Below are 20,447 nucleotides of genomic sequence, written 5' to 3' on the forward strand. Positions count from 1 at the left end.
TGGCGGCTTAGATTGCGTCGGTATCGGTTTCGCCGGTACGGATGCGAATCGCCTGTTCCAGATTGACCACGAAGATCTTGCCGTCACCGATCTTGCCGGTGTTGGCAGCCTTGGTTATCGCCTCGATAACCCGGTCAAGATCCTTGTCGTCAATGGCGACATCAATCTTCACCTTTGGCAGGAAATCGACCACGTATTCCGCGCCGCGATACAGCTCGGTGTGACCCTTCTGCCGACCGAAGCCTTTGACTTCAGTAACGGTAATGCCCTGCACGCCGATCTCGGACAGCGACTCGCGTACGTCGTCCAGTTTGAACGGCTTGATGATGGCAGTGACTAGCTTCATGAAAACTCTCTCCCGAATTGGTGGACTTGCCCCAGGAAAACAAACCCGACTCAAGTCTAAGCGCAGTGCCTGGCTTTGTAACGCATCGTCGGCCTTACCTGCCCGTCCGACGCCTGCTAACCACTCCGCACGAAACACTTCCCCCGTTCCGCTTGGCGCACTGCATTCGTCACAGCGACTGCATCAGTGCATGGGTCACTAGCAACTAAGCAGAAAGCTTGCCATCTCGCCAAAACCCACTGATTTCAAGCCTTTGGCCGCTGCGGCAAGCTGCTTCGCGCAAATGGCCCGACGGATACGCACAACAACAGTGCGCAGCCGTCCGTCCCCATGCGCGAAAAGCGTGCGCCCCTGACTGCGAGATTGACTATAGACACTGCGTGGTACACTGCCCGCCATTGTTGACAGGACATTTCCCATGCTCGCACCCAAAGACTTCCTCGATGCCCTGAGCGGCACCGCCTCCCGCCTCTTCAGCGGCGACACCCCGCTGCCGAAAAGCGAAATCGAAAGCCAGTTCAAGGCTCTGTTGCAGAGCGGCTTCAGCAAGCTGGATCTGGTGAGCCGGGAAGAGTTTGATAGCCAGATGGTTGTGCTGGCACGGACGCGGGCTCGGTTGGAGAGTCTTGAGGCGAAGGTGGCGGAGCTTGAGGCGAAGCTGAATCCACCCACGGAGTAACACCACCGATTCCACTGTGAAACCCAATCCACTGTGGGAGCGAGCCTGCTCGCGATAAGGTCGGAACGACCTTCAGATTCAACTGTAGGAGCTGCCGAAGGCTGCGATCTTTTGATCTTTAAGCGCTCTAAAATCCAGGCACCTTCCTACAACAAAACCACCGCCGTCCGATTGCGCCGCAGAGCCCCGGTTCCTAAGCTCACCCTCAGCTGAATATTTCAGCACTGGGTTTGGCGACCTGGAACCAAGCAATGCAGCGCACCTCGTTCGATATCAGGTATTTCTTTCCCGATTCGAATTATGGCGGCTGTGTGTGGGAGACCTTAGGGTCTGCCGGTATTCGCTTGGCCGGTTCGCCAACCCGCACGCAGCTGCCACCCTTATTGTTTGGCGACGATAAGTGGCAGTCATCTACCAAGCGAAATTTGGGTACTGCTCGATGGACGAAAACTATCTGACTCCTCACGTCTTCACCCGCCACAAACTCCACCTCCACGCTCTCCTTCTACAAAACCAACCTTGGTTCAGCGCCCGCGACCTCGGCCGCCTCCTACGCCTCCACCTCGACGAACGAGCCGTCCGAAAACTCGACCCCGACCAACGCCAAACATTACGAACGCTCATCCACGGATGCATCGAAAACACCCTGCTAATCAGCGAGTCTGGCGTCTACGCATTGCTGGTCTATCACTACTGCCCCGAATACCGAACCCTGCGCGAATGGCTAACCCACGACGTAGTGCCAGCCCTCAGAGACGCCCAACAACCCACATCAACCGAACGCCCGATACTGAGCCTGCTGAACTGGCCAGAGATGTCGTTGAGTTTGCTGCACTGGAATAACCAGCCGTGGATTCGCTTGCAGGATGTTCCGCAGATGCTGGCGGATAGTGAACGGCCGCAGCGCTCGATCAATGCACCGTGGTGGAAGCGTGCTTCCCGAATACTCCAGGCATTCTGAACGACAAAAAAAACCCCACGTTATAGCGTGGGGTTCGTTCAGGAATTGAGGATCAGGCGCAGTGCGGAAGCCGCTCAACCTGATCCCGGATCGCTGCCCCTCGCTCAATCTCGGCTTTGCGCAAATCGTAAGTCGATTGCAGGTTCAGCCAAAATTCCGGGGTCGTGTCCAGACAGATAGATAGCCTTAGAGCCATATCAGCGCTGACACCCCGACGTTGGAGCACGATGTCGTTCACCGTTGGTGTCGAAACGCTCAATGCTCTAGCCAAGGCTGCCGCCGTAAGGCTCAGAGGCTCCAGGTATTCCTCTTTGAGGATCTCGCCGGGGTGAACCGGGCGCATACCATTCTTAGTCATTACTCACCTCAGTGATAATCGACGATTTCGACATTTTCTGGCCCGTTAAGACCCCAAACAAAGCAAATTCGCCATTGAGCGTTGATACGGATGCTGTGCTGACCTTTTCGGTTTCCCCCCAATGCCTCCAAGCGATTACCCGGCGGTGATCGAAGGTCAATCAGTACAGCAGCAGCATCAAGCATCGTCAGCTTTCGTTCCACGACACTCAGAATGGCTGACCACATACGGGTCTTACCGTTGCGAAACAGGTACTCGGTCTCAGAACACTTAAAGCTAACGATCATAATTTAAAGCTTAACGTTATGCATTAACCTTGAGTGTATAACCTGAACTCACTTATGCAAATGCGCCAATGCGACTCTTGGCCATCCCTTCAAAGCTTTAGGAAAAGGACTACCAAGGGCCTTCAGAACTCCTTCCAAACCAAGACGCTTCCTACAAAAAGGAGCACCAATTCTCATTGCATCACTACCGCGCTCACCTCTTAAGCTGACCGACCTGTAAAACCATCTTCAAATCCAGAAGAGATCGCTATGAAACCCGGAAAACGAAAAGCCAAACTGCTACTCATCGCTGGATATCATGCGGAGGCACTCCGGCTGGCCGGGAACGTATCAGCCACTCAACGTCGCTTTTTTGAGGTTGCTGCGGCTCGCGGTAAAGAATTGGAACCAAGCGGCTGGCTCGCCGGTTACAGAGCACCCGCTACGCCTGATTCGACAAAAAAAGGTGAACAACCTCAGCACCGTGAGTGTATTCACTAAGGACGCAGGCCTTGGCCTCCTCGAAACCTGCACACAAAAAACCGCTTCCTCAAGGCGGTTTTTTTTCGCCTTCGATTCAGCTTTCCCCGCCGTCCTTCATAGATCCAGGTAACGTCCTACAACAACCTCATCCCGCGACTGATTACGTCGCAAATCCCCACTCCCTTACGCTTCACCCATCAGAAAGACACTCGCAACATCCTGCGAAAATTTGGCGCCTGCGCCATTACGCGCCCCCGACTACCCTTCAAAAAACCGCAGGAAGCGGTTCCCGTAAAGCTCAAGGAACGACCATGTCCCTCTCCATCGTTCACAGTCGCGCCCAGATTGGCGTGGATGCGCCCGCCGTTACCGTAGAAGTCCATCTGGCCAACGGTTTGCCGTCATTGACGATGGTTGGTTTACCCGAAGCGGCAGTAAAGGAAAGCAAGGATCGGGTACGCAGCGCAATCATCAACTCGGGTCTGCAATTTCCGGCGCGGCGTATCACGCTGAATCTCGCGCCTGCGGACTTACCAAAGGATGGCGGACGGTTTGATCTGGCGATTGCCTTGGGGATTCTGTCCGCCAGCGTGCAGGTGCCGACGTTGACGCTGGATGACATTGAATGCCTGGGAGAGTTGGCGTTGTCCGGCGCGGTACGTGCCGTGAGAGGCGTGTTGCCGGCTGCGCTGGCTGCACGCAAGGCCGGACGCTCGTTGATGGTGCCGCGGGCGAACGCCGAGGAAGCGTGCCTGGCGTCCGGGTTGAAGGTGTTTGCCGTGGATCACCTGCTGGAAGCCGTTGCACACTTCAATGGACATACGCCGGTCGAGCCCTACGTTTCCAATGGCTTGCTCTACGCCAGCAAACCCTATCCGGACTTGAATGAGGTGCAGGGGCAAATCTCGGCCAAGCGCGCATTGCTGATTGCGGCGGCTGGGGCTCATAACCTGCTATTTAGCGGACCGCCGGGGACCGGGAAAACACTGTTGGCGAGTCGGTTACCGGGGCTGCTTCCCCCGTTAGCCGAAAACGAGGCGCTGGAAGTCGCAGCCATACAATCCGTCACCAGTTGCGTGCCCTTAAGCCACTGGCCGCAAAGACCATTCCGCCAACCCCATCACTCCGCCTCGGGCCCGGCGTTGGTGGGCGGTGGTTCGAAGCCGCAACCCGGCGAAATCACCCTCGCCCATCATGGCGTGCTGTTCCTCGACGAACTCCCGGAATTCGATCGCAAGGTGTTGGAGGTTTTAAGGGAGCCGCTGGAGTCTGGTCACATCGTGATTTCCCGCGCCAAGGATCGCGTGAGGTTTCCGGCGCGCTTTCAATTGGTGGCCGCAATGAACCCGTGTCCCTGTGGATATCTTGGCGAACCCAGCGGCAAATGCAGTTGTACACCGGACATGGTCCAGCGTTATCGCAACAAATTGTCGGGGCCTCTACTGGATCGGATCGACCTGCACCTGACCGTCGCTCGGGAAGCCACGGCGTTGAATCCTGCGCTCAAACCCGGTGATGACACCGCCACTGCTGCGGTACTGGTCGCCGACGCCCGGGAGCGTCAAAACAAACGCCAAGGCTGTGCCAACGCATTCCTTGATTTGCCAGGGCTGCGTCGACACTGCAAGTTATCCACAACCGACGAGGCGTGGCTGGAAACTGCTTGCGAGCGTTTGACCTTGTCACTCAGGTCGGCCCACCGTCTGCTCAAGGTAGCCCGTACATTGGCAGACCTTGAACAGGTGAATGCAATTACACGCGCGCACTTGGCGGAAGCATTGCAATATCGGCCTGCATCAGCGTGAAAACGTCAAAGAGAATCTTGAAAAGCTTCACCCGGCCAGAAGACGACAATATGTTACCGCCTAGATTTTTGAACTTTGTAAAAGCGTTAACCGAGAAGACGGAACAAGGCGAATTTTCCTGGAGTTATGACGACAACAATTCGTTCGTAAAACTAAAAGAAACAGGCTTTTCCCTTTCTCTGCGCTACAGCTTCAACTCCGATGAAAAATATGCGGAGTACGTCATCTATTACTTCGATGATATCGAAGACAAAGAATACCGGTTTTATACCAATCAAACCTGGAACGACTTCGACTTCATCCGGCGTTTGTTTGATGCCGCACAAGCTTCAAAAATGAGGCTTCCCTTTTGACACCTCAACGAGCAGTGAACACCTATCGCAGGCATTACTGCTCATCTCGCTCTCTCGACCGACAGGGAGTTAACGCGAGTTTACTCCTTGCTCAAATCCACCAACGGCGTTTGCCGCACCTCAGTCTCCCGACCACCCTGAATGTCGCTCACAGTTTTCAAAGCCTTATCCACAGCCCCCTTGTCCGCCAGCAAGCTGTAGCTGATCTGGAACTGCTTCTGCTCCTTGGCCGCAATCGTCGGCACCAGGCTCAGTGGCCGCTGATACCGACGGTTGTAGGAAAAGCTCGTCCCCGGCTCAAGACCCGTGACATAGCCCTGCCCTTGGGTGTCCGTGTTTTTCCACAGGGAGAACACCTGCAACTGTTGAGTATTGAAACCCACGGAAACCCCGAGGCTGCCTGCCTTGTTATGCAGCACGGTCAGCGTATCGCCCTTGGCGTCGGCATACGGCACGACGTTGTAAACCGTCTCGTCGTAGTCCTTGGTCGGCGCGCGGTAAGTCTGCCAGTCCGGCAAATCCCCTTTGGCCTTGTCATTGAACGGCGACACCTGTTTCACCGGTGCGACGAAACGGGCGCCTTGCTCCAGGAATGGGGTGCTGAAGTTGCTGTGGTACAGCGCCTGGTATTCCTTTGGATAATCGCCGTTGTTGGTCAGGGTGTCATTGAGGGTAAATGCAACGCTACCAGGTTCGGTGACCAGCTCAGTCATCACCGAGAAGTCGACTTTCTTGAACGCCTGCTCTTTGAGCTCGCCGCGCAGGCTGATCGCGTAAGGTGGTTTTTCATCGATGTGCAAAGTGACTTTGCTGGCCGGGATGTTGGCGGCACGGCCGTGGAGGGTCAGCAATTCCCCGTTATCCATGCCGGGGTGACCGACCCACTCGTAGCCGCAGCGGGTGACCAGCTCGTTAAAGCCCTCAAGCCAGCCCAACCCTCCACGACCGTTGAGTTCGATGAAGGACGGATTGACCACATCCTTGACCGGCGAATCCCAACCCATGCGCACATTACCGACCGACGCCTGCAGGACGTTCATGCCACGGGTCGGCACCACCGAGAGCTTCATCGTGCCGTTATCGATGTCGACGATGCTGACGCCCTCCTGCCGACCGCCGTGCAAGTTACGAAGGGTCACGGAGAAGGGTTTGTCGGTTTTTACACCGAGTTGCTGGCTGGTGACCTGCCAGTTTTGGGCAGCCTTGTCGCTGTCGAGCAGGACGTAATCCCAGGCCATGGCGTGGGAGGCGGACAGCGCGCCAAAGGCAACGACGAATTTGAGCGGAGTCATGGGGAAGCCTTTCTTGGAGTTGTGCATTTTTTATAGCGCTGATGAAACGATTCAGCAAGCTTAAAAAGCGAACACCCGAGCCTTCCCAAGCCAATTTAAATTGACCTCATGCAACCTCCGCACGCTTACGCTAGTCTCATACGGTTTTGAACCTCCGGCTGATTGACGGCGACATCATTATGACATTAAGGTCGCCAGCTAATTGCAGGAGCAAGAGCAGACACCTTTGTCTGTCATTTTTGCGCAGCGGAACATATGGAGTTTGAATGCGCGGGGCACTATTACGCAGCGGTAAGAGCGGGTCATTCACTGCCCTGGGCGAGACAGGTCAACCGGTCTACCGGGCGGCCCTGCAATTGCGCGAAGCCATTCGCCGCAAGAACCCTGAAATGGTCGATCACCTGGCCATCCCTCAAAGCGATGAACTCGGCAACCAGATTGACTGGTACAGCGGCCTCGACGGTGATGTGATCCCGTGGAGCAGCGCGACCGAAGAAGAACGCGCCCCAGCACGCCGCCAACTTGAAGCGCTGAAGACCTCGCTCGACGAATTGAGCCAGCGTTTCCTGGGCACTGATCCAGCCGAACAGCAGCAAGGCGACAAAGCCGTGTTCGGCAAGCTGCTCAAGCGTGTGATTCATTTCCCCGACGAAAACTTCGTCTACCTGGTGCAAGGCAAACCGGTGCTGACCTTTTGGGGCTTCGAGCATGCCGGTACCGGCAATCGCGATCCCCTGCACTGCCTCTATCAGGTTCCGCCCGCGTTTACGCTGCCACCCGTGGTCGAAGCCGCGCCCGTGGTTGCGCCGCCCGTCGTGCCGGTGATTGCTCGTCCGTGGTGGCGGCGCTGGTGGTGGCTGTTGCTGCTGCCTTTCTTGCTGCTGCTTTTGTGGCTATTACTGGGCTTGCGCGGTTGCGTGCCGATTCCGCTGGTGGCGGTCGATCTGCTCCCCGAGGGCGTCGTGCCTGTTGAAAGGCAACTGGAAGAACCACAACTGACCGGCCATGCCACGACGCTCAATGGCGTTCCTGTGACGGGCACCGTTGTAGGCTCCACCACGGGAACTGGCACCGCCGTGACCGGAACCCATGGCGTGGAAGCGCCGGCCGTCGAGGGCAACGAGGCTGATGCAGCGCCGGCCGACCTGGCCAAAGACCCAGCCAAAGACCCGGCAGCCGAAGACCCAACCGCGCCACCCGAAAACAAAACTGCGCCGCCGGATATCACATCGCCCGAGGCCGAAAAATCCGCCACCGCAAAACCCGGCCCTCCCCTGAGCATTCCGCCAGACGCCGCCGATGGTGCCGCCAAGTTCCTCGACGGTCAGTTCCGCGCCGGTGCCGGTATTCAGGATCGCCGAACCGGCAAACCCCTGCGTCTGGAATACCAGCTCAAGGACGGTAAAGGCGAAGTTACCGTACACCAGGCCGACGGTACGAAATGCAGCGGGCCGGTGAGCGCTACTATGAAGGGTGGCAGCCTGGCCATCGACAGTCAGGGCCAGGCCGTGTGCGCCGATGGCAGCACTTACGACATGCCCAAGGTCAACTGCCGCAAAGGGGCGACCACCGTCGCAGACTGCACCGGCGGTTACGGCAAAGAACAATTCCCCATGTCCATGCGGCACGTGGCCGAATAAAAACGGAATAACCCGACATGTTGCCTGAAGTCACCCAATTCGAAGACACCGTCACGCTGGTCAGCGACACCGGCATCCAGTTTATGGATTTCGCGCTGCGTCTGGATCCCCGCAAGGAACCGGCGGGCGAATTCGCGCCGATGATCAGCGGGCTGATCTGCCGCCTGTCGTACAACGAAGAGAAAGACTTCTTTTTCTACGAGCCGGAGCCGGAAAAGGTCGAAAAAGCCAAACCTGCGTTCAGCGTCGACATGAAAAGCAGCCTAGAGTTGCTGGACGGTATCTGGCTGCCGACCCCGTTTTTCCGCTTCATGCCGCCGCATCGCTTCGACGAAGGTCCCACCAACTGGTCGCGCATGCGTCTGGTGAAGCTGGCGACGCCCGACATTGACGGCAACACCCACCGCCTGACGATGGCCTTCGACAGCCGCGTGATGCCCAAGCGGGACGGCACCGCTTACCTGGCGCCGAACGAAGAAGACATCAGCTCCGGCGTGTCCTTCAAACTGGCAACGAAGGCCAGCGAAACCCGCTGGTTCCTGGCCCAGCCGTGGGTCAACGAGTGGCTGCTGGAAGTGTTCAACGAGGGCCATGCCCACCGCTCGCGCGCAGAGCTGGACACCGACATCCGCGCCAACTATCACTTGGCGCACTACCTCAACTTGCTCAGTCTGTTGAGCAAGCCGTCCGCCGCCCAGCAGTCGACGGCCCGTGCGAAAGTTGAAATCCCTGAGCTGAAAGTAGTCGCCAACGACAGCAATGGCCTGGTCAAACCGATTCCGGTGGACCTGGTGCTGGACGTCGGCAACTCGCGCACCTGCGGCATCCTGATCGAAAACCACGGTCAGGCCGGTTCCGGGTTGAAACAGAACTACGTGCTGGAACTGCGCGACCTGATCACCCCGGAACACACCTACAATCTGCCGTTCGAAAGCCGTGTGGAATTCGCCCAGGCGTACTTCGGCAAGGACCACTGTTCGGTCAAGAGCGGCCGTCACGATGCGTTCCAATGGGCGACGATTGCCCGCGTCGGCAATGAGGCCAGCCGTCTGGCCAGCCGTCGCCGTGGCACCGAAGGTTCCACTGGCCTGTCCAGCCCGAAACGTTATCTGTGGGACGAAAATGCTTACGGCCACGGCTGGCGTTTCAACTGCTCGTACATCAAGACCGACAGCGAGCCGTACGCCACGGCCGCGCCGTTCTCGCACCTGATCAATGAAACCGGCGAGGCGCTTTACAGCCTCGAAGAAGACGATCGTCTGCCGGTGTTCATGCCGCGTTATTCGCGCAGCTCGCTGATGACCTTCATGCTCGCCGAAGTGCTGGCCCAGGCGCTGTCGCAAATCAACAGCCCGGCCCAGCGTTCGCGGCAGGGACACACCCGCGTACCGCGTCAGCTCAACAGCATCACCCTGACCGTGCCGCCGGGCATGCCGCAGGCCGAGCGCAGCATCCTCAACGAACGCATGCTGCAAGCCATCGGCCTGGTGTGGAAGAGCCTCGGCTGGCATGCCGGCGAAGAGGATCCACATCAGGATCAGGCCGTCAGCCCGCGCACGCCGATCCCAAGTATCCGCGTGGAATGGGACGAAGCCTCCTGTGGCCAGTTGGTGTACCTGTACACCGAGGTCAACGAGAATTTCGCCGGTCACCCGGAAGAGTTTTTCGACACCATCGCCCGGCCAGACAAGACGGACCGCGAACGCATCACCCTGGCAACCATCGACATCGGCGGCGGCACCACGGACCTGGTGATCACCGACTATCGCCTCGACCGTGCCGGCAACACCGGCAGCGGCAGCAACGTGCACATCGTGCCCGAGCAGCGTTTTCGCGATGGTTTCAAAGTGGCCGGCGATGACATCCTGCTGGACGTGATTCAGGACTTCATCCTGCCAAGCTTCGAAAAAGCCTTGCAGAACGCCGGTGTGAAAGCCCCGGATTCGCTGATGTCACGGTTGTGCGGCGATGAGTCGGTCAGCGCCCAGGACATGATTCTGCGCCAGCAATTGAACCTGCAGGTGTTCGCACCGCTGGGCCTGGCGCTGCTCAAGGCGTACGAGCATTACGATCCGCAAGTGCCGCAAGAAGTCACCCCGCAAAGCTACCGTCAATTGATCGGTGACAACGCGATCAGCCAGACCGTGCTCGACTATGTCAACGCCGCCGTGCGCCGCGATGTCGGCGGTCAGAGCGGTTTCGACCTGTATGACGCTCCGATCAGTTTCGACCTGCAGAAGCTTCACGCCGCGTTCCTCAACGACCAGATCAACATCACCAAGATTCTCGGTGCGCTGTGTGAAGTGGTCGCGCATTACCCGTGCGATGTCTTGCTGCTGACCGGCCGCCCTTCGCGCCTGCCTGGCATCCAGGCGTTCATTCGCAAGGTGTTGCCGCTGCCACCGGGGCGCATTCTGGCGCTGCAAAACTACCGCACTGGCGGCTGGTACCCGTTCCACAAGAACGGCCGGATCGACGACCCGAAAAGCACCGCGTCGGTGGGCGCCATGCTCTGCCTGTTGTGCGCCAACCACAGCGTGCCGAACTTCTACTTCCGTGCTTCGGCGCTCAAGCCGTATTCGACCGTCAAGCACATCGGCGTGATCGACCTGAACAACGTGATCAAGGATGCCGACGTGCTGTACCGCGACATCCAGTCCGAAGACTACAAAATCAAGTTGCCGGAAATCGGCGTTGGCGATGCCGCCGACACGCCACAACTGGAAATGCGCGGCGATCTGCGCCTCGGTTTCCGTCAGTTGGCCGCTGATCGCTGGGCCGCCTCGCCGCTGTACACCTTGCGGTTCACCAAGGCCGGTCGGGAGAAGTTTTCCCGGGCGATCGGTGAAAACGGCAGCGCGCCGCTGCTCAAGGTGCGGTTCGAGGTCAAGCCGGCGGACAAGTACACACGCAAGCAGGATCTGGTCAGCGACCGCCTCTCGGTTCGCGACATCGAATCCAACTGTAACAACGTCAACTTCAACCCGCGCAGCGACCTCGAGCTGGAACTCAACACCATGCTCGACGCCGGCCTGAGCGAGACCAAGTACTGGCTCGACAGTGGAAGTGTGAAACGCAAATGAATGATCTGACCCCCGATCAAACTCAGCTCTCTGCCAGTTGGGCCGCTGTTTATAAAGGTGCCGGTCAGGCGCTGGACTGGATTGGCCAGACGCGCGGCAACGCGCCGCGCCTGGACAGCGAAGCCGACAATCTGAACATCCGTCTGCACCGCGCCCGCAACCTGGCTCACAGCCTCGGTCGCGTGGCCTGCACGCCGATGACCATTGGCTTTTTCGGCTTGTCCCAGGCCGGCAAGTCCTACCTGATCTCGGCCCTCGCCGCCGGTCAGAACGGCAAGCTGGAAACCGATTTCGGTGGCCAGCGACTGGACTTCATCAAGCACATCAACCCGGTGGGTGGCGGCAAGGAAGCCACCGGTCTGGTGACGCGCTTCAGCCGTCGGGCAACGGAAAGTCAGGACAATGACTTCCCGGTAGAGCTCACGCTGTTCAAGGAAATCGAGCTGGCGAAGATTCTCGCCAACTCCTGGTTCAAGGATTTCGACCTTGAGCGCATTTCCTACGAGATCGACGAAGAGCGCATCCAGCGCGTACTCAAACCGTTCGAAGGCCGTGAAACCGGGCCACTGCAAACGGGCGTCAACGCCGATGATCTGGTGTCGCTGTGGGATTACCTGCGGGACAACTTCCGTAACTCGGTGAAGAAACTTGAGCACCTGTACTGGCCCAAAGCACTGCAACTGGCGCCACGCCTGAATTTCCAGGAACGGGCCGAGCTGTTTTCGATCCTCTGGGGCGAGCAAAGCGAACTGACACGGGTGTATCAGCAACTGGCCGGCGCGCTGCACAAGCTAGGCCTGCCCGAGACCGTGTTCGCACCGTTGAAGGCCTTGGTGAGTTTCGAAAACGACACCTACAGCCAGCGCGACAGCATCATGAACGTCGACATTCTCGAACGCTTCGGCAGCCCACGGGACTTGCCGATCGACGTTCGACCACTGCTTGGCAATCGCCTGCAAAACAGTCAGGCGATTCCGGTTGCGCAATTGGCGGCGTTGACTGCCGAAATGACCTTCCGCCTGATCGAAGCGCCGGTGGATGACATCGTCAATCAGGTCGACCTGCTGGATTTCCCCGGTTATCGCGGGCGCAAGAAACTGCACGAGATCGCCGACTCCAACGACCCGCAATCCGCCACCAAGGACAACTCCGTTTCGCAGCTGGTCCTGCGTGGCAAGGTCGCCTACCTGTTCGAACGCTACACCGATAACCAGGAAATGAACGCGCTGGTGGTCTGCACCGGTTCGACCAAGCAGAGCGACGTCAACGACGTAGGCCCGGTGCTGACCCGCTGGATCGAAAAGACCCAGGGCGCCGACTCGGCCGCTCGCAGCAAGCGCGACACCGGTCTGATCTGGGCGTTGACCATGCTCGACCTGCGCATCACCAACTCCCTGAGCCTGACGCCTGATCAGTACGACGAGAGCTGGAACGGCATGGTCAAGCTGACCATGCTGGAGCGCTTCGGCAGCCTGAGCTGGATGAGCGACTGGGCCGGCACACCGTTCCAGAACACCTACCTGGTGCGCAAACCGCGCATGGACGCGGCGTTCATCGAACAAGACGTGACGGGTGCCGAAACGGGCCTCAATGCCAGCTATCAGGACCGTGTCAGCGCGCTGGGCACCAGCTTCGCCAGCAACGACCTGGTGTGCAAACACGTCCACGATCCTGCCAACGCCTGGAAAGAAATGCTGCGCAACGATGACGGTGGCATCAGCCACTTCAGCGGTAGTTTCAAGGGCGTGGCCAATATCGAATTCAAATTGCAGCGCATCCGCGAGCAATTGAGCGAATGCCTCGAAGGCCTGACCACTCACGGTCTGAGCACCTGGTACCACGCCGACGGCGACGGTGCCGCTGCCGCCAAGAAAGCCCAGGCGCAGATGATTCTGACCGGCCTGGGCCGTCGCCCGGCAGTGCTCGGCGAGCTGATCGATCAACTCGACATGCCGAGCGAAGAGGTCCGCGACCTATACCTCAGTGGTGTGTACGAAACCGATGACGAGCCGGCCGCGAACGATGAACCGGTCGCCCCGACACCGAGCCAGAGCCTGTACGGCAACGACGCCGGTTTCGATTTCGATTTCGGCGACGACCTGAGCCCTGACGCGCCAGCCAGCAGCAACACCGGCACCCCGGCGCCCGAACTGCAAAGCAACGAACACCGATTCGCCAAAGCGGCATTCAAGGCCTGGATTGCGCACCTGCGTGAACTGACCACCCGGCAAAGCCTGCTCAACCTCCTGGGGCTGGAAAAAGCTTTGCTGGAAGCGGTGGTCGACGAACTGATCACCGCCGGCTATCGCCAGGACCTGCCGGGCCAACTGAGCCGCGCAGTACTCAAGCGAGCACAAAGCGGCGCACGGCGCGATCAACTGGTCGAGCGCCAGGTCCTGGAAGTGCAACGGGTACTGCGCGATTTCGTGTCCTGGTTCGGCTACCTCCAGAAGCCGGTGAGCGAGCGCCCGAACAGCCGCGCCGGTGCCAAGGCGCCGCTGTTCTCGTTCTACACCGACATCAGTCCGGGACAAGTGCCCGTGCTACCGGCGCAACCGGCGAATCAGGCGCAGCGCTATCTCGGCGATTGGCTCTCGGGCCTGGCCTACCTCACGCAGGACAATGCCGGCCATGGTGCCGGACGTGAAATCACCCCTGAACAGAACGAACGGCTGGGCCAAGTGCTCACAGCCTTCACAGCGAGATAAGCAATGCCAATTCGTGTCGACCTGCTCGCGTTAGAGCCCAATGTGCCTGGTCAGGCCCGCCTCACTGTGAAGAAATGGCAGGGTGGCGAGGAACAGCTGGAGTTTTCCATTCAGCGTAACCAGGACGGTTTTTACCTCCAGGACCACAAGGCCTGGAGCAACAATCCATTCTGGTTCAAGGTCTCGCGTTTCAACGTCACGGCCAGCGGCGAAGGCCTGGAAGCACAGGTCGGCCCGGACGTGGTCGACCCGCTGCTGGAAGGCGGCGCCAACTCGCAATTCCAGATCGAACTGCGTGAACAAAGCCAAGGCCACACCGACAGAGGCGTGGTTCGGCCAGGCGTTGGCGTTTTGCCGTCCACGGCTGGCGGTCAGACGCGCTCGACGTATGGCGGCGCCGAGCTGACGGCACCGAGTGCACCGGCACCCGAGATCCCGGAACTGCCTGAACTGATCCTGTCCACCGCCGAACCAGAAGTGGAATTGGAGTCAGTGCTCACCGAGCGCGCCTACACACCGCCTCCCGCACCGGTGAAGAAAAGCAACAAAGGCCTGATCGGCCTGTTGATTGTCGTGTTGTTGCTGCTGGCCGCGGGCGGCGGATTCTGGTTCTACAAACGCACCCCGGCGACTGCCCCGGTGGCCACAGCCGCTGCCGCCGCACCGGCCGGCGCCGACGCTCAAGCCTGCACCCTCGAGAGCATGAACAGCCTGCCCGAATTGACCTTCGTCCAGACCTGCATCAAGGCTGCGCCCGACAGTGCCAAGTTGCTGGAGATCATCAACCAGGCCAAGGCCGGCAAACACTGCGGTGTTGCCCAGCGCCTGTACGCCAACCGTGCCCAGGCCGGTGACGCGCTGATCGCCAACGCCTATGCCCGCGAATACGACCCTAAATACCTGAAGGCCAGCGAGTGCTTCCCGGTCGCGGACAACGCCACGGCGGCCTATTGGTACGAAACCATCCTCACCCAGGACCCGAACAACGCCGAAGCCAAGCAGCGTTTCGAGGAGTTGCAGAAGTGATGCGTTCGCCCGTGAGTCGATTCCTGCTGAGCGGTGCCGCGTTGCTGGCGCTGTGCATCAGCCCGCTGTCCCAGGCCGATGACAAACCGCTGATCCAGGCCGGTAAAAAGACCTTGTTCCAACGTGTGCTGACCACCCCGGGCTGCAAGATCAGCCCGACAGCGGGCGGTGCCGCCGGTGACGCACAACCTGTCTTCAGCCGCTTTTATGTGTACGAGCGTGCTCAAGCGGCAAACGCCGAGTGGCTGAAAGTCGGCCCCGACAGCTACGGCAAAACCATTGGCTGGCTGCCTGCCAGCTGCACCACCGACTGGAAGATGCAGCTGACACTGGCCTTCACCAACCCGGCCAACCGCGACCGGTTGCTGTTCTTCAAGGACCGCGCCACCGTCGAAGGCATCCTCGATGCGCCGGACCCGGTCAGCAAAGTCGCGCCGCTGCGGGCCACGCTGAAAAAGGGCCAACAAGCACCGGGCGTACTGGCTGAAGAACCTGAATACTTCGTCGACCTGCAAAAGCAGTTCTACCTGCTGCCGGTACTCAGCGGCGAAGAAGTCATGACCGAAAGCGGTTTCCGCACGCGCCTGCTCAACGTCGCGTCGGTCAGCAAGCCGGATGACAAGAATGCCAAGGGCGGTGCTGCCAACAGTGCTACCGGTGGCAAGGAAGCCGAAGACAAAACCGCCAGCCAACTGAAGGAATTCAGTGCGGCGGTGGTGTTTGTCATCGACTCGACGATCTCGATGGACCCGTACATCGACCGCACCCGCGAGGCGATCCGCAAGGTCTATCAGCAGATCGAAGCACAGAACCTCGGCAAGCAGGTCAAGTTCGGTCTGGTGGCTTTCCGCTCCAACACCCAGGCGGTCCCGGGGCTGGAATACACCACCAAGATGTACGCCGACCCTACCAAAGTGAAAGACAGCGCCGACTTTTTCGCCAAGATCGCCGACCTCAAACAGGCCTCCGTGTCGAGCAGCAGCTTCGATGAGGACGCCTTTGCCGGCGTTATGGAGAGCATCGACAAGGTCGACTGGAGCCAGTTCGGCGCGCGCTACGTGGTGTTGATTACCGACGCGGGCGCCATCGAAGGTGACGACAAACTGTCGAAAACCGGTTTGAGCGCCGCGCAGGTGCGCATCGAAGCCGCCAATCCGGGCGTGGCGATTTACACCCTGCACTTGAAAACCCCGGCCGGGGTCAAGGACCACGCCAAGGCCGAGGCGCAGTACCAGAACCTGTCGACCTACCCGGGCACCAACACCTCGCTGTATTACCCGGTCAACGCTGGCGATATTCATGAATTCGGGCGCAAGGTCGACGCACTGGCCGCCGCGATCACTACACAAGTGAAAGCCGCCTACATGGGCGAGGACGCCATCGGCAGTGCGGCGAACGCCAAGCAGGACCCGGCCGAGAAGAAAATGCTCGAAGACGCGGCGCTGATCGGCCACGCCATGCAACTCGCCTACCTCGGCGAGAAGACCAACAGCAAGGCCCCGCCGGTGTTCAAGGCGTGGATCACCGACCGCGACCTGATCAAGCAGAACATCCCGACCACCGATGTGCGGGTGCTGCTGACCAAGTCACAGCTCAGCGACTTGAGCGACGTGATGAAGCAGATTCTCGATGCAGCCAACGAAGGCTTGATTTCACCCACGGAAATGTTCGATCGCCTGCGTTCGGTGGCGGCGACCATGGGCGCCGATCCCAATCAGCTCAAACAGAACAGCAACGCCAAACTGGCGGACATGGGCGTGCTCGGCGAGTACCTCGAAGACCTGCCCTATCAGAGTGAAGTGCTGAACCTGGATGAAGAGACCTGGAAGAGCTGGGACGGTCTGGCGCAAGAGAAATTCATCCGCACGCTGAACACCAAACTGCGGCATTACCAGCGTTACAACGCGGATGTCGACCGTTGGGTCGCTTTAGCCAAGGACAGTGATGCACGGGACAACGTGTATCCCGTGCCACTGGAAATGATGCCTTAACGAGACGCCGATGCTCGATATCAAGAACCTGCTGGTGCGCCGTGGTGAAGGCGCGCTGGCCCACCACGTGCGCCTGCCGCACTTGCAGGTCGGCGCCGGAGAAATCCTCGCCATCACCGGCGAGAGCGGCAGCGGCAAAAGCACGTTGCTCGAAGCCATCGGCCTGTTACTCGCGCCGGTGGAACTCGAGCGCTTTCGCCTGGGCGCGGCGCAAGCCCAAGACATTGCCCAATTGCTCGCCACTGATGACCAGCCGGCTCTCGCGGCGGTGCGTTCACGGCATTTGGGGTTCATTTTGCAGAGCGGCGGCTTGCTGCCGTTCCTGAGCGTGCGGGACAACATCAGCCTGCCGCGCCGTTTGCTCGGGATGTCGGTGAAGAGCGAGCACATCGACCACGCCATTGACGTGCTGCGCCTGCAAGGATTGCTGGATAAACAACCTCAGGCGTTGTCGATCGGCGAACGCCAGCGCGTTGCCTGTGTGCGCGCCATTGCCCATGAGCCGCTGCTGCTGCTGGCCGACGAGCCGACCGCCGCGCTCGACCCCCACAGCGCCCGGCGCTTGTTCGAGTTGCTACTGAGCCTGGTGTCGAGCATGGGTTTGAGCGCGCTCGTTGTGTCCCATGACTGGGCCTTGCTGAAAGATTTCGGCTTGCCGCGACTCGGCGCTATCAGCCGTCAGGGAGAGACACTGTTTGAACCGATGGACTGATCGCTTGCGCCTGCTGGGCTCACTGGCGCTGCAAGACCTCTGGCACGACCGCAAGGTCTCGCTGTGCATCGCCGCCTCCCTGGTGGCGGTGATCGCGCCGTTATTGCTGCTGTTCGGGCTCAAGCACGGGGTGGTCAGCCAGTTGCAGGGCGAACTGCTGCGCGACCCGCGCAACCTTGAAGTGAAGATGCTCAGCAACGGCAACTACGACACGGCCTGGATCGAGCGTTTGCGCCTGCGCCCCGAAACCGGTTTTGCTCTCGGCCAGACGCGCTCGCTCAATACCCAGGCAGACCTGCTGATCGGCATGCAACGGTTTGTCGAAGGTGCGGAAATCATCGCCACCGAACCGGGCGACCCACAACTGAACCTGGCGTCGCTTACCCCCGTCGGCAATCAAGTGATCCTCAGCGCCAGCGCCGCGCAGCGCTTGCAGGCCAAGGTCGGCGACAGTGTGCAGCTGAGGGCGTTGCGTCGTCTGGAAGGTGTTAACGAGCGCGGCGAGATGACGCTGACGGTGCTGGCGGTGCTCGACGGCGCCCGCTTCGGCCGCGCGGCCGGGTTTGTCGCCCCGCCGCTGCTGCTGGATCTGGAGCGCTTTCGCGACGGTTATCAGGTCAGTGCGTTCGGCGTTGTTACCGGCAAGCCTCAGGGCAATCTGCAACCGCTGTATGCCCGCGCCCGTGTGTATGCGCGCGACATCGATCAGGTCGCACCGCTGGAGCACTGGCTCAACGAACAACACATCGAAACCTCGAGCCGGCTGGCCGACATCGACAACGTCAAAGCCATCAATCATGTACTGGGGCTGATCTTCGGCGTGATCGCCGTGGCGGCGCTGATTGGCTGCGTGGCGTCGATGGTCGGCGCATTCCTGGCCAACATCGACCGCAAACGCAAAAGCCTCGCGGTCCTGCGTTTGCTGGGTTTCAAACGCCGAGCCGTCGGCGGTTTCGTGGTCCTGCAAGCGCTGGTGCTGAGCCTGGCCGGCTACGTCGGCGGGCTGGGGTTTTATGCCGTAGGCAGTCATCTCTTCGACTACCTGCTCGGCAGCAGCCAGGCCACCGGCACCTTCGTTTGCCACATCACTGTCTGGCATGGCGTTGCCGCCCTGCTCTTGACCTTTCTGGTCGCAGCATTGGTGGCCGTGATCGGCGCCCTGCGAGCCATCAACATCCAACCTGCGGAGAGTCTGCGTGAGCTATAAACGTTTTGGCTTGCTGTTGCCCCTGAGCCTCGGCTATATGCTCGACGCCTCGGCGGCGGGCTGGGAAGAGAAATTTTATAACCCGATGCCGGACGCCGCCGACGTGGTATTGCCGATGCCCTGCGAAGGCTCGATGGTATTTCGCAAAGTGTTTATTCCGGTGGCCGGCCCGCTCGACGATTACCCGATCAACATTGGTCAGGACGGCGCGGAATATGGCTACGTCGAACAGACCCGACCGACGTTCATCGCCGGCAGTTTCACTGCCGCGAAGAACGACAAGTCCCGCTACTTCCTGATGGCCAAGTACGAGATGAGTCAGCTGCAATACGCCGCACTGACCGAAGCAACCTGCCCCACCGCCGCCACCAAAATGCGCGTGCCGCAAACGGCCGTGAGCTGGATGCAAGCCATCGAAGCCGCCGACAAGTACAACCTGTGGCTGCGCAAAAACGCCGCCGACAAGTTGCCCAAGGAGGACGGCGCACAGGGCTTCCTGCGCCTGCCGACTGAAGTCGAGTGGGAGTTCGCCGCGCGCGGCGGGCTGGAAGTCGGTGCCGCTGAATTCCGCGACACGCATTACCCCATGCCGGAAGGCATAAACGCCTACGAGTGGTTCGCCGGGGCGCAATCGTCCAACGGCAAAGTGCAGTTGTCCGGCCTGCAAAAGCCCAATCCTCTGGGCCTGCACGACATGCTCGGCAACGTCGACGAAATGATGTTCGAGCCGTTTCGCCTGAACAAACTTGATCGCCAGCACGGTCAGGCCGGCGGCTATGTGGTCCGTGGCGGCAACTACCTGACCGCCCAGGCCGACCTGCGTACGGCGTTGCGCAAGGAACAGCCGTACTACAACACCGACGGCCAGGTGAAAAACAAAACCACCGGCCTGCGCCTGGTCATGGTCTCACCGACCCTCACCTCTCGCGAACGTGTCGCCAGCATCGAAAGCAGCTGGAAGAAACTCGGCACCGGCAGCAAGGAAACCGAATCCGCCGACAAAGGCACCGTTCAATCTCTGAACAGCCTGGCCTCGGGCGTCGAAGACAAAGCGCTCAAGGAAAAACTCCAGGCCTTGGAAAACCAGTTGCGCGCCAGTAACCAGCAGCAGGAAGAAACCCGCGACCAGGCGATTCGCGCCAGCCTCAATCTGGGCGCATTCTTGTGCACCAAGATGCTCGACGACGGCCAGTACGTGGACTTCCTGCAAAAGAACTACAAGCTCAATTGCGAAAGCGCGGACAAAGACGCCAGTTGCGACATGCGCAAAGGCAAGCTCGACGAGCAGAAGGATCGCCTGCACAAGCTCAGCCGCTACTATGCCAGCAGCCTGGTGGAATCGGCGACCTTGTACGGCCAGCCATTGCTTGAAACGCAGGTCCCGGTGATGGAAGAAATCATCACCCGCAACAAACAGCTGCAAGACCTCAAACCTTACTTGCGCACCCACTGGACCAATCAGAAGGCGTTCCTGCAAAAGCAGAAGATCGACACTGAAGCCTGGCTGAACAGCTGCAAAACCGTTACTCAATAACTC

Annotated in this window: 16 protein-coding genes; 12 read left to right on the forward strand and 4 right to left on the reverse strand. The window is 59.6% G+C overall.

All coding sequences use genetic code 11. From position 1 onward, the window contains the following. Nucleotides 1–7: 7 nt before the first annotated feature. Complete coding sequence (glnK, locus tag ACA056_RS27975) at nt 8–346, reverse strand: P-II family nitrogen regulator (protein WP_002555808.1); 339 nt, start codon at nt 344–346, stop codon at nt 8–10. Nucleotides 347–764: 418 nt separating this feature from the next. On the opposite strand from glnK, the gene ACA056_RS27980 reads away from it, so the two are divergent. Both ACA056_RS27980 and ACA056_RS27985 read left to right on the forward strand, forming a co-directional pair. After that, nucleotides 765–1,025, forward strand: coding sequence for an accessory factor UbiK family protein (locus ACA056_RS27980; protein ID WP_008007559.1), 261 nt, complete (start codon nt 765–767; stop codon nt 1,023–1,025). A gap of 439 nt (nt 1,026–1,464) precedes the next feature. Beyond that, nucleotides 1,465–1,986 (forward strand): BRO-N domain-containing protein, encoded by a 522-nt coding sequence (locus ACA056_RS27985; RefSeq protein ID WP_497269291.1) that lies wholly within the window; start codon nt 1,465–1,467, stop codon nt 1,984–1,986. Between the two features lie 52 nt (nt 1,987–2,038). Here ACA056_RS27985 and ACA056_RS27990 read toward each other — a convergent pair whose 3' ends face one another. Beyond that, a complete protein-coding gene (locus tag ACA056_RS27990; protein ID WP_030129123.1) occupies nt 2,039–2,344 on the reverse strand; it encodes a HigA family addiction module antitoxin in 306 nt (101 codons plus the stop codon). Between the two features lie 8 nt (nt 2,345–2,352). Then, nucleotides 2,353–2,631, reverse strand: coding sequence for a type II toxin-antitoxin system RelE/ParE family toxin (locus ACA056_RS27995; RefSeq protein ID WP_150631401.1), 279 nt, complete (start codon nt 2,629–2,631; stop codon nt 2,353–2,355). Between the two features lie 773 nt (nt 2,632–3,404). Here ACA056_RS27995 and ACA056_RS28000 point away from each other — a divergent pair. Then, a complete protein-coding gene (locus ACA056_RS28000; RefSeq protein ID WP_497269294.1) occupies nt 3,405–4,898 on the forward strand; it encodes a YifB family Mg chelatase-like AAA ATPase in 1,494 nt (497 codons plus the stop codon). A gap of 17 nt (nt 4,899–4,915) precedes the next feature. After that, nucleotides 4,916–5,251 carry a hypothetical protein gene (locus ACA056_RS28005; protein WP_497269296.1) on the forward strand — a complete coding sequence of 112 codons (336 nt, stop codon included), beginning with the start codon at nt 4,916–4,918 and terminating at the stop codon, nt 5,249–5,251. An 80-nt stretch (nt 5,252–5,331) separates the two neighbouring features. Here the strand turns inward: ACA056_RS28005 and ACA056_RS28010 are convergent, their stop codons facing one another. After that, entirely contained in the window at nt 5,332–6,543 is a 1,212-nt protein-coding gene (locus ACA056_RS28010; protein WP_497269298.1) for an aldose 1-epimerase family protein, read from the reverse strand. Between the two features lie 266 nt (nt 6,544–6,809). Here ACA056_RS28010 and ACA056_RS28015 point away from each other — a divergent pair, with 266 nt between their 5' ends. The 8 genes from ACA056_RS28015 to ACA056_RS28050 are packed head-to-tail and all read left to right on the forward strand — an operon-like array spanning nt 6,810 to nt 20,444. Beyond that, a complete protein-coding gene (locus ACA056_RS28015; RefSeq protein ID WP_497269300.1) occupies nt 6,810–8,183 on the forward strand; it encodes an SrfA family protein in 1,374 nt (457 codons plus the stop codon). 17 nt (nt 8,184–8,200) lie between these two features. Next, nucleotides 8,201–11,266 (forward strand): virulence factor SrfB, encoded by a 3,066-nt coding sequence (locus ACA056_RS28020; protein WP_497269302.1) that lies wholly within the window; start codon nt 8,201–8,203, stop codon nt 11,264–11,266. Then, nucleotides 11,263–13,974: a putative virulence factor gene (locus ACA056_RS28025; RefSeq protein ID WP_497269304.1), complete on the forward strand. Its 2,712-nt coding sequence runs from the start codon at nt 11,263–11,265 to the stop codon at nt 13,972–13,974. The genes ACA056_RS28020 and ACA056_RS28025 overlap by 4 nt, the downstream gene beginning before the upstream one ends. Nucleotides 13,975–13,977: 3 nt before the next feature. Then, nucleotides 13,978–15,000 carry a hypothetical protein gene (locus ACA056_RS28030; RefSeq protein WP_497269306.1) on the forward strand — a complete coding sequence of 341 codons (1,023 nt, stop codon included), beginning with the start codon at nt 13,978–13,980 and terminating at the stop codon, nt 14,998–15,000. After that, nucleotides 15,000–16,991, forward strand: a complete 1,992-nt coding sequence (locus ACA056_RS28035; protein WP_497273607.1) for a vWA domain-containing protein — start codon at nt 15,000–15,002, stop codon at nt 16,989–16,991. Before ACA056_RS28030 ends, ACA056_RS28035 begins: the two co-directional genes overlap by 1 nt. 10 nt (nt 16,992–17,001) lie before the next feature. After that, complete coding sequence (locus ACA056_RS28040; RefSeq protein WP_497269308.1) at nt 17,002–17,703, forward strand: ABC transporter ATP-binding protein; 702 nt, start codon at nt 17,002–17,004, stop codon at nt 17,701–17,703. After that, on the forward strand, nt 17,687–18,910 hold the full coding sequence (locus ACA056_RS28045) for an ABC transporter permease (RefSeq protein WP_497269310.1): 1,224 nt from the start codon (nt 17,687–17,689) through the stop codon (nt 18,908–18,910). The genes ACA056_RS28040 and ACA056_RS28045 overlap by 17 nt, the downstream gene beginning before the upstream one ends. Next, a complete protein-coding gene (locus tag ACA056_RS28050) occupies nt 18,900–20,444 on the forward strand; it encodes an SUMF1/EgtB/PvdO family nonheme iron enzyme (RefSeq protein WP_497269312.1) in 1,545 nt (514 codons plus the stop codon). Before ACA056_RS28045 ends, ACA056_RS28050 begins: the two co-directional genes overlap by 11 nt. Nucleotides 20,445–20,447: the final 3 nt, after the last annotated feature.

The organism is Pseudomonas sp. LBUM1666 (assembly GCF_059695775.1).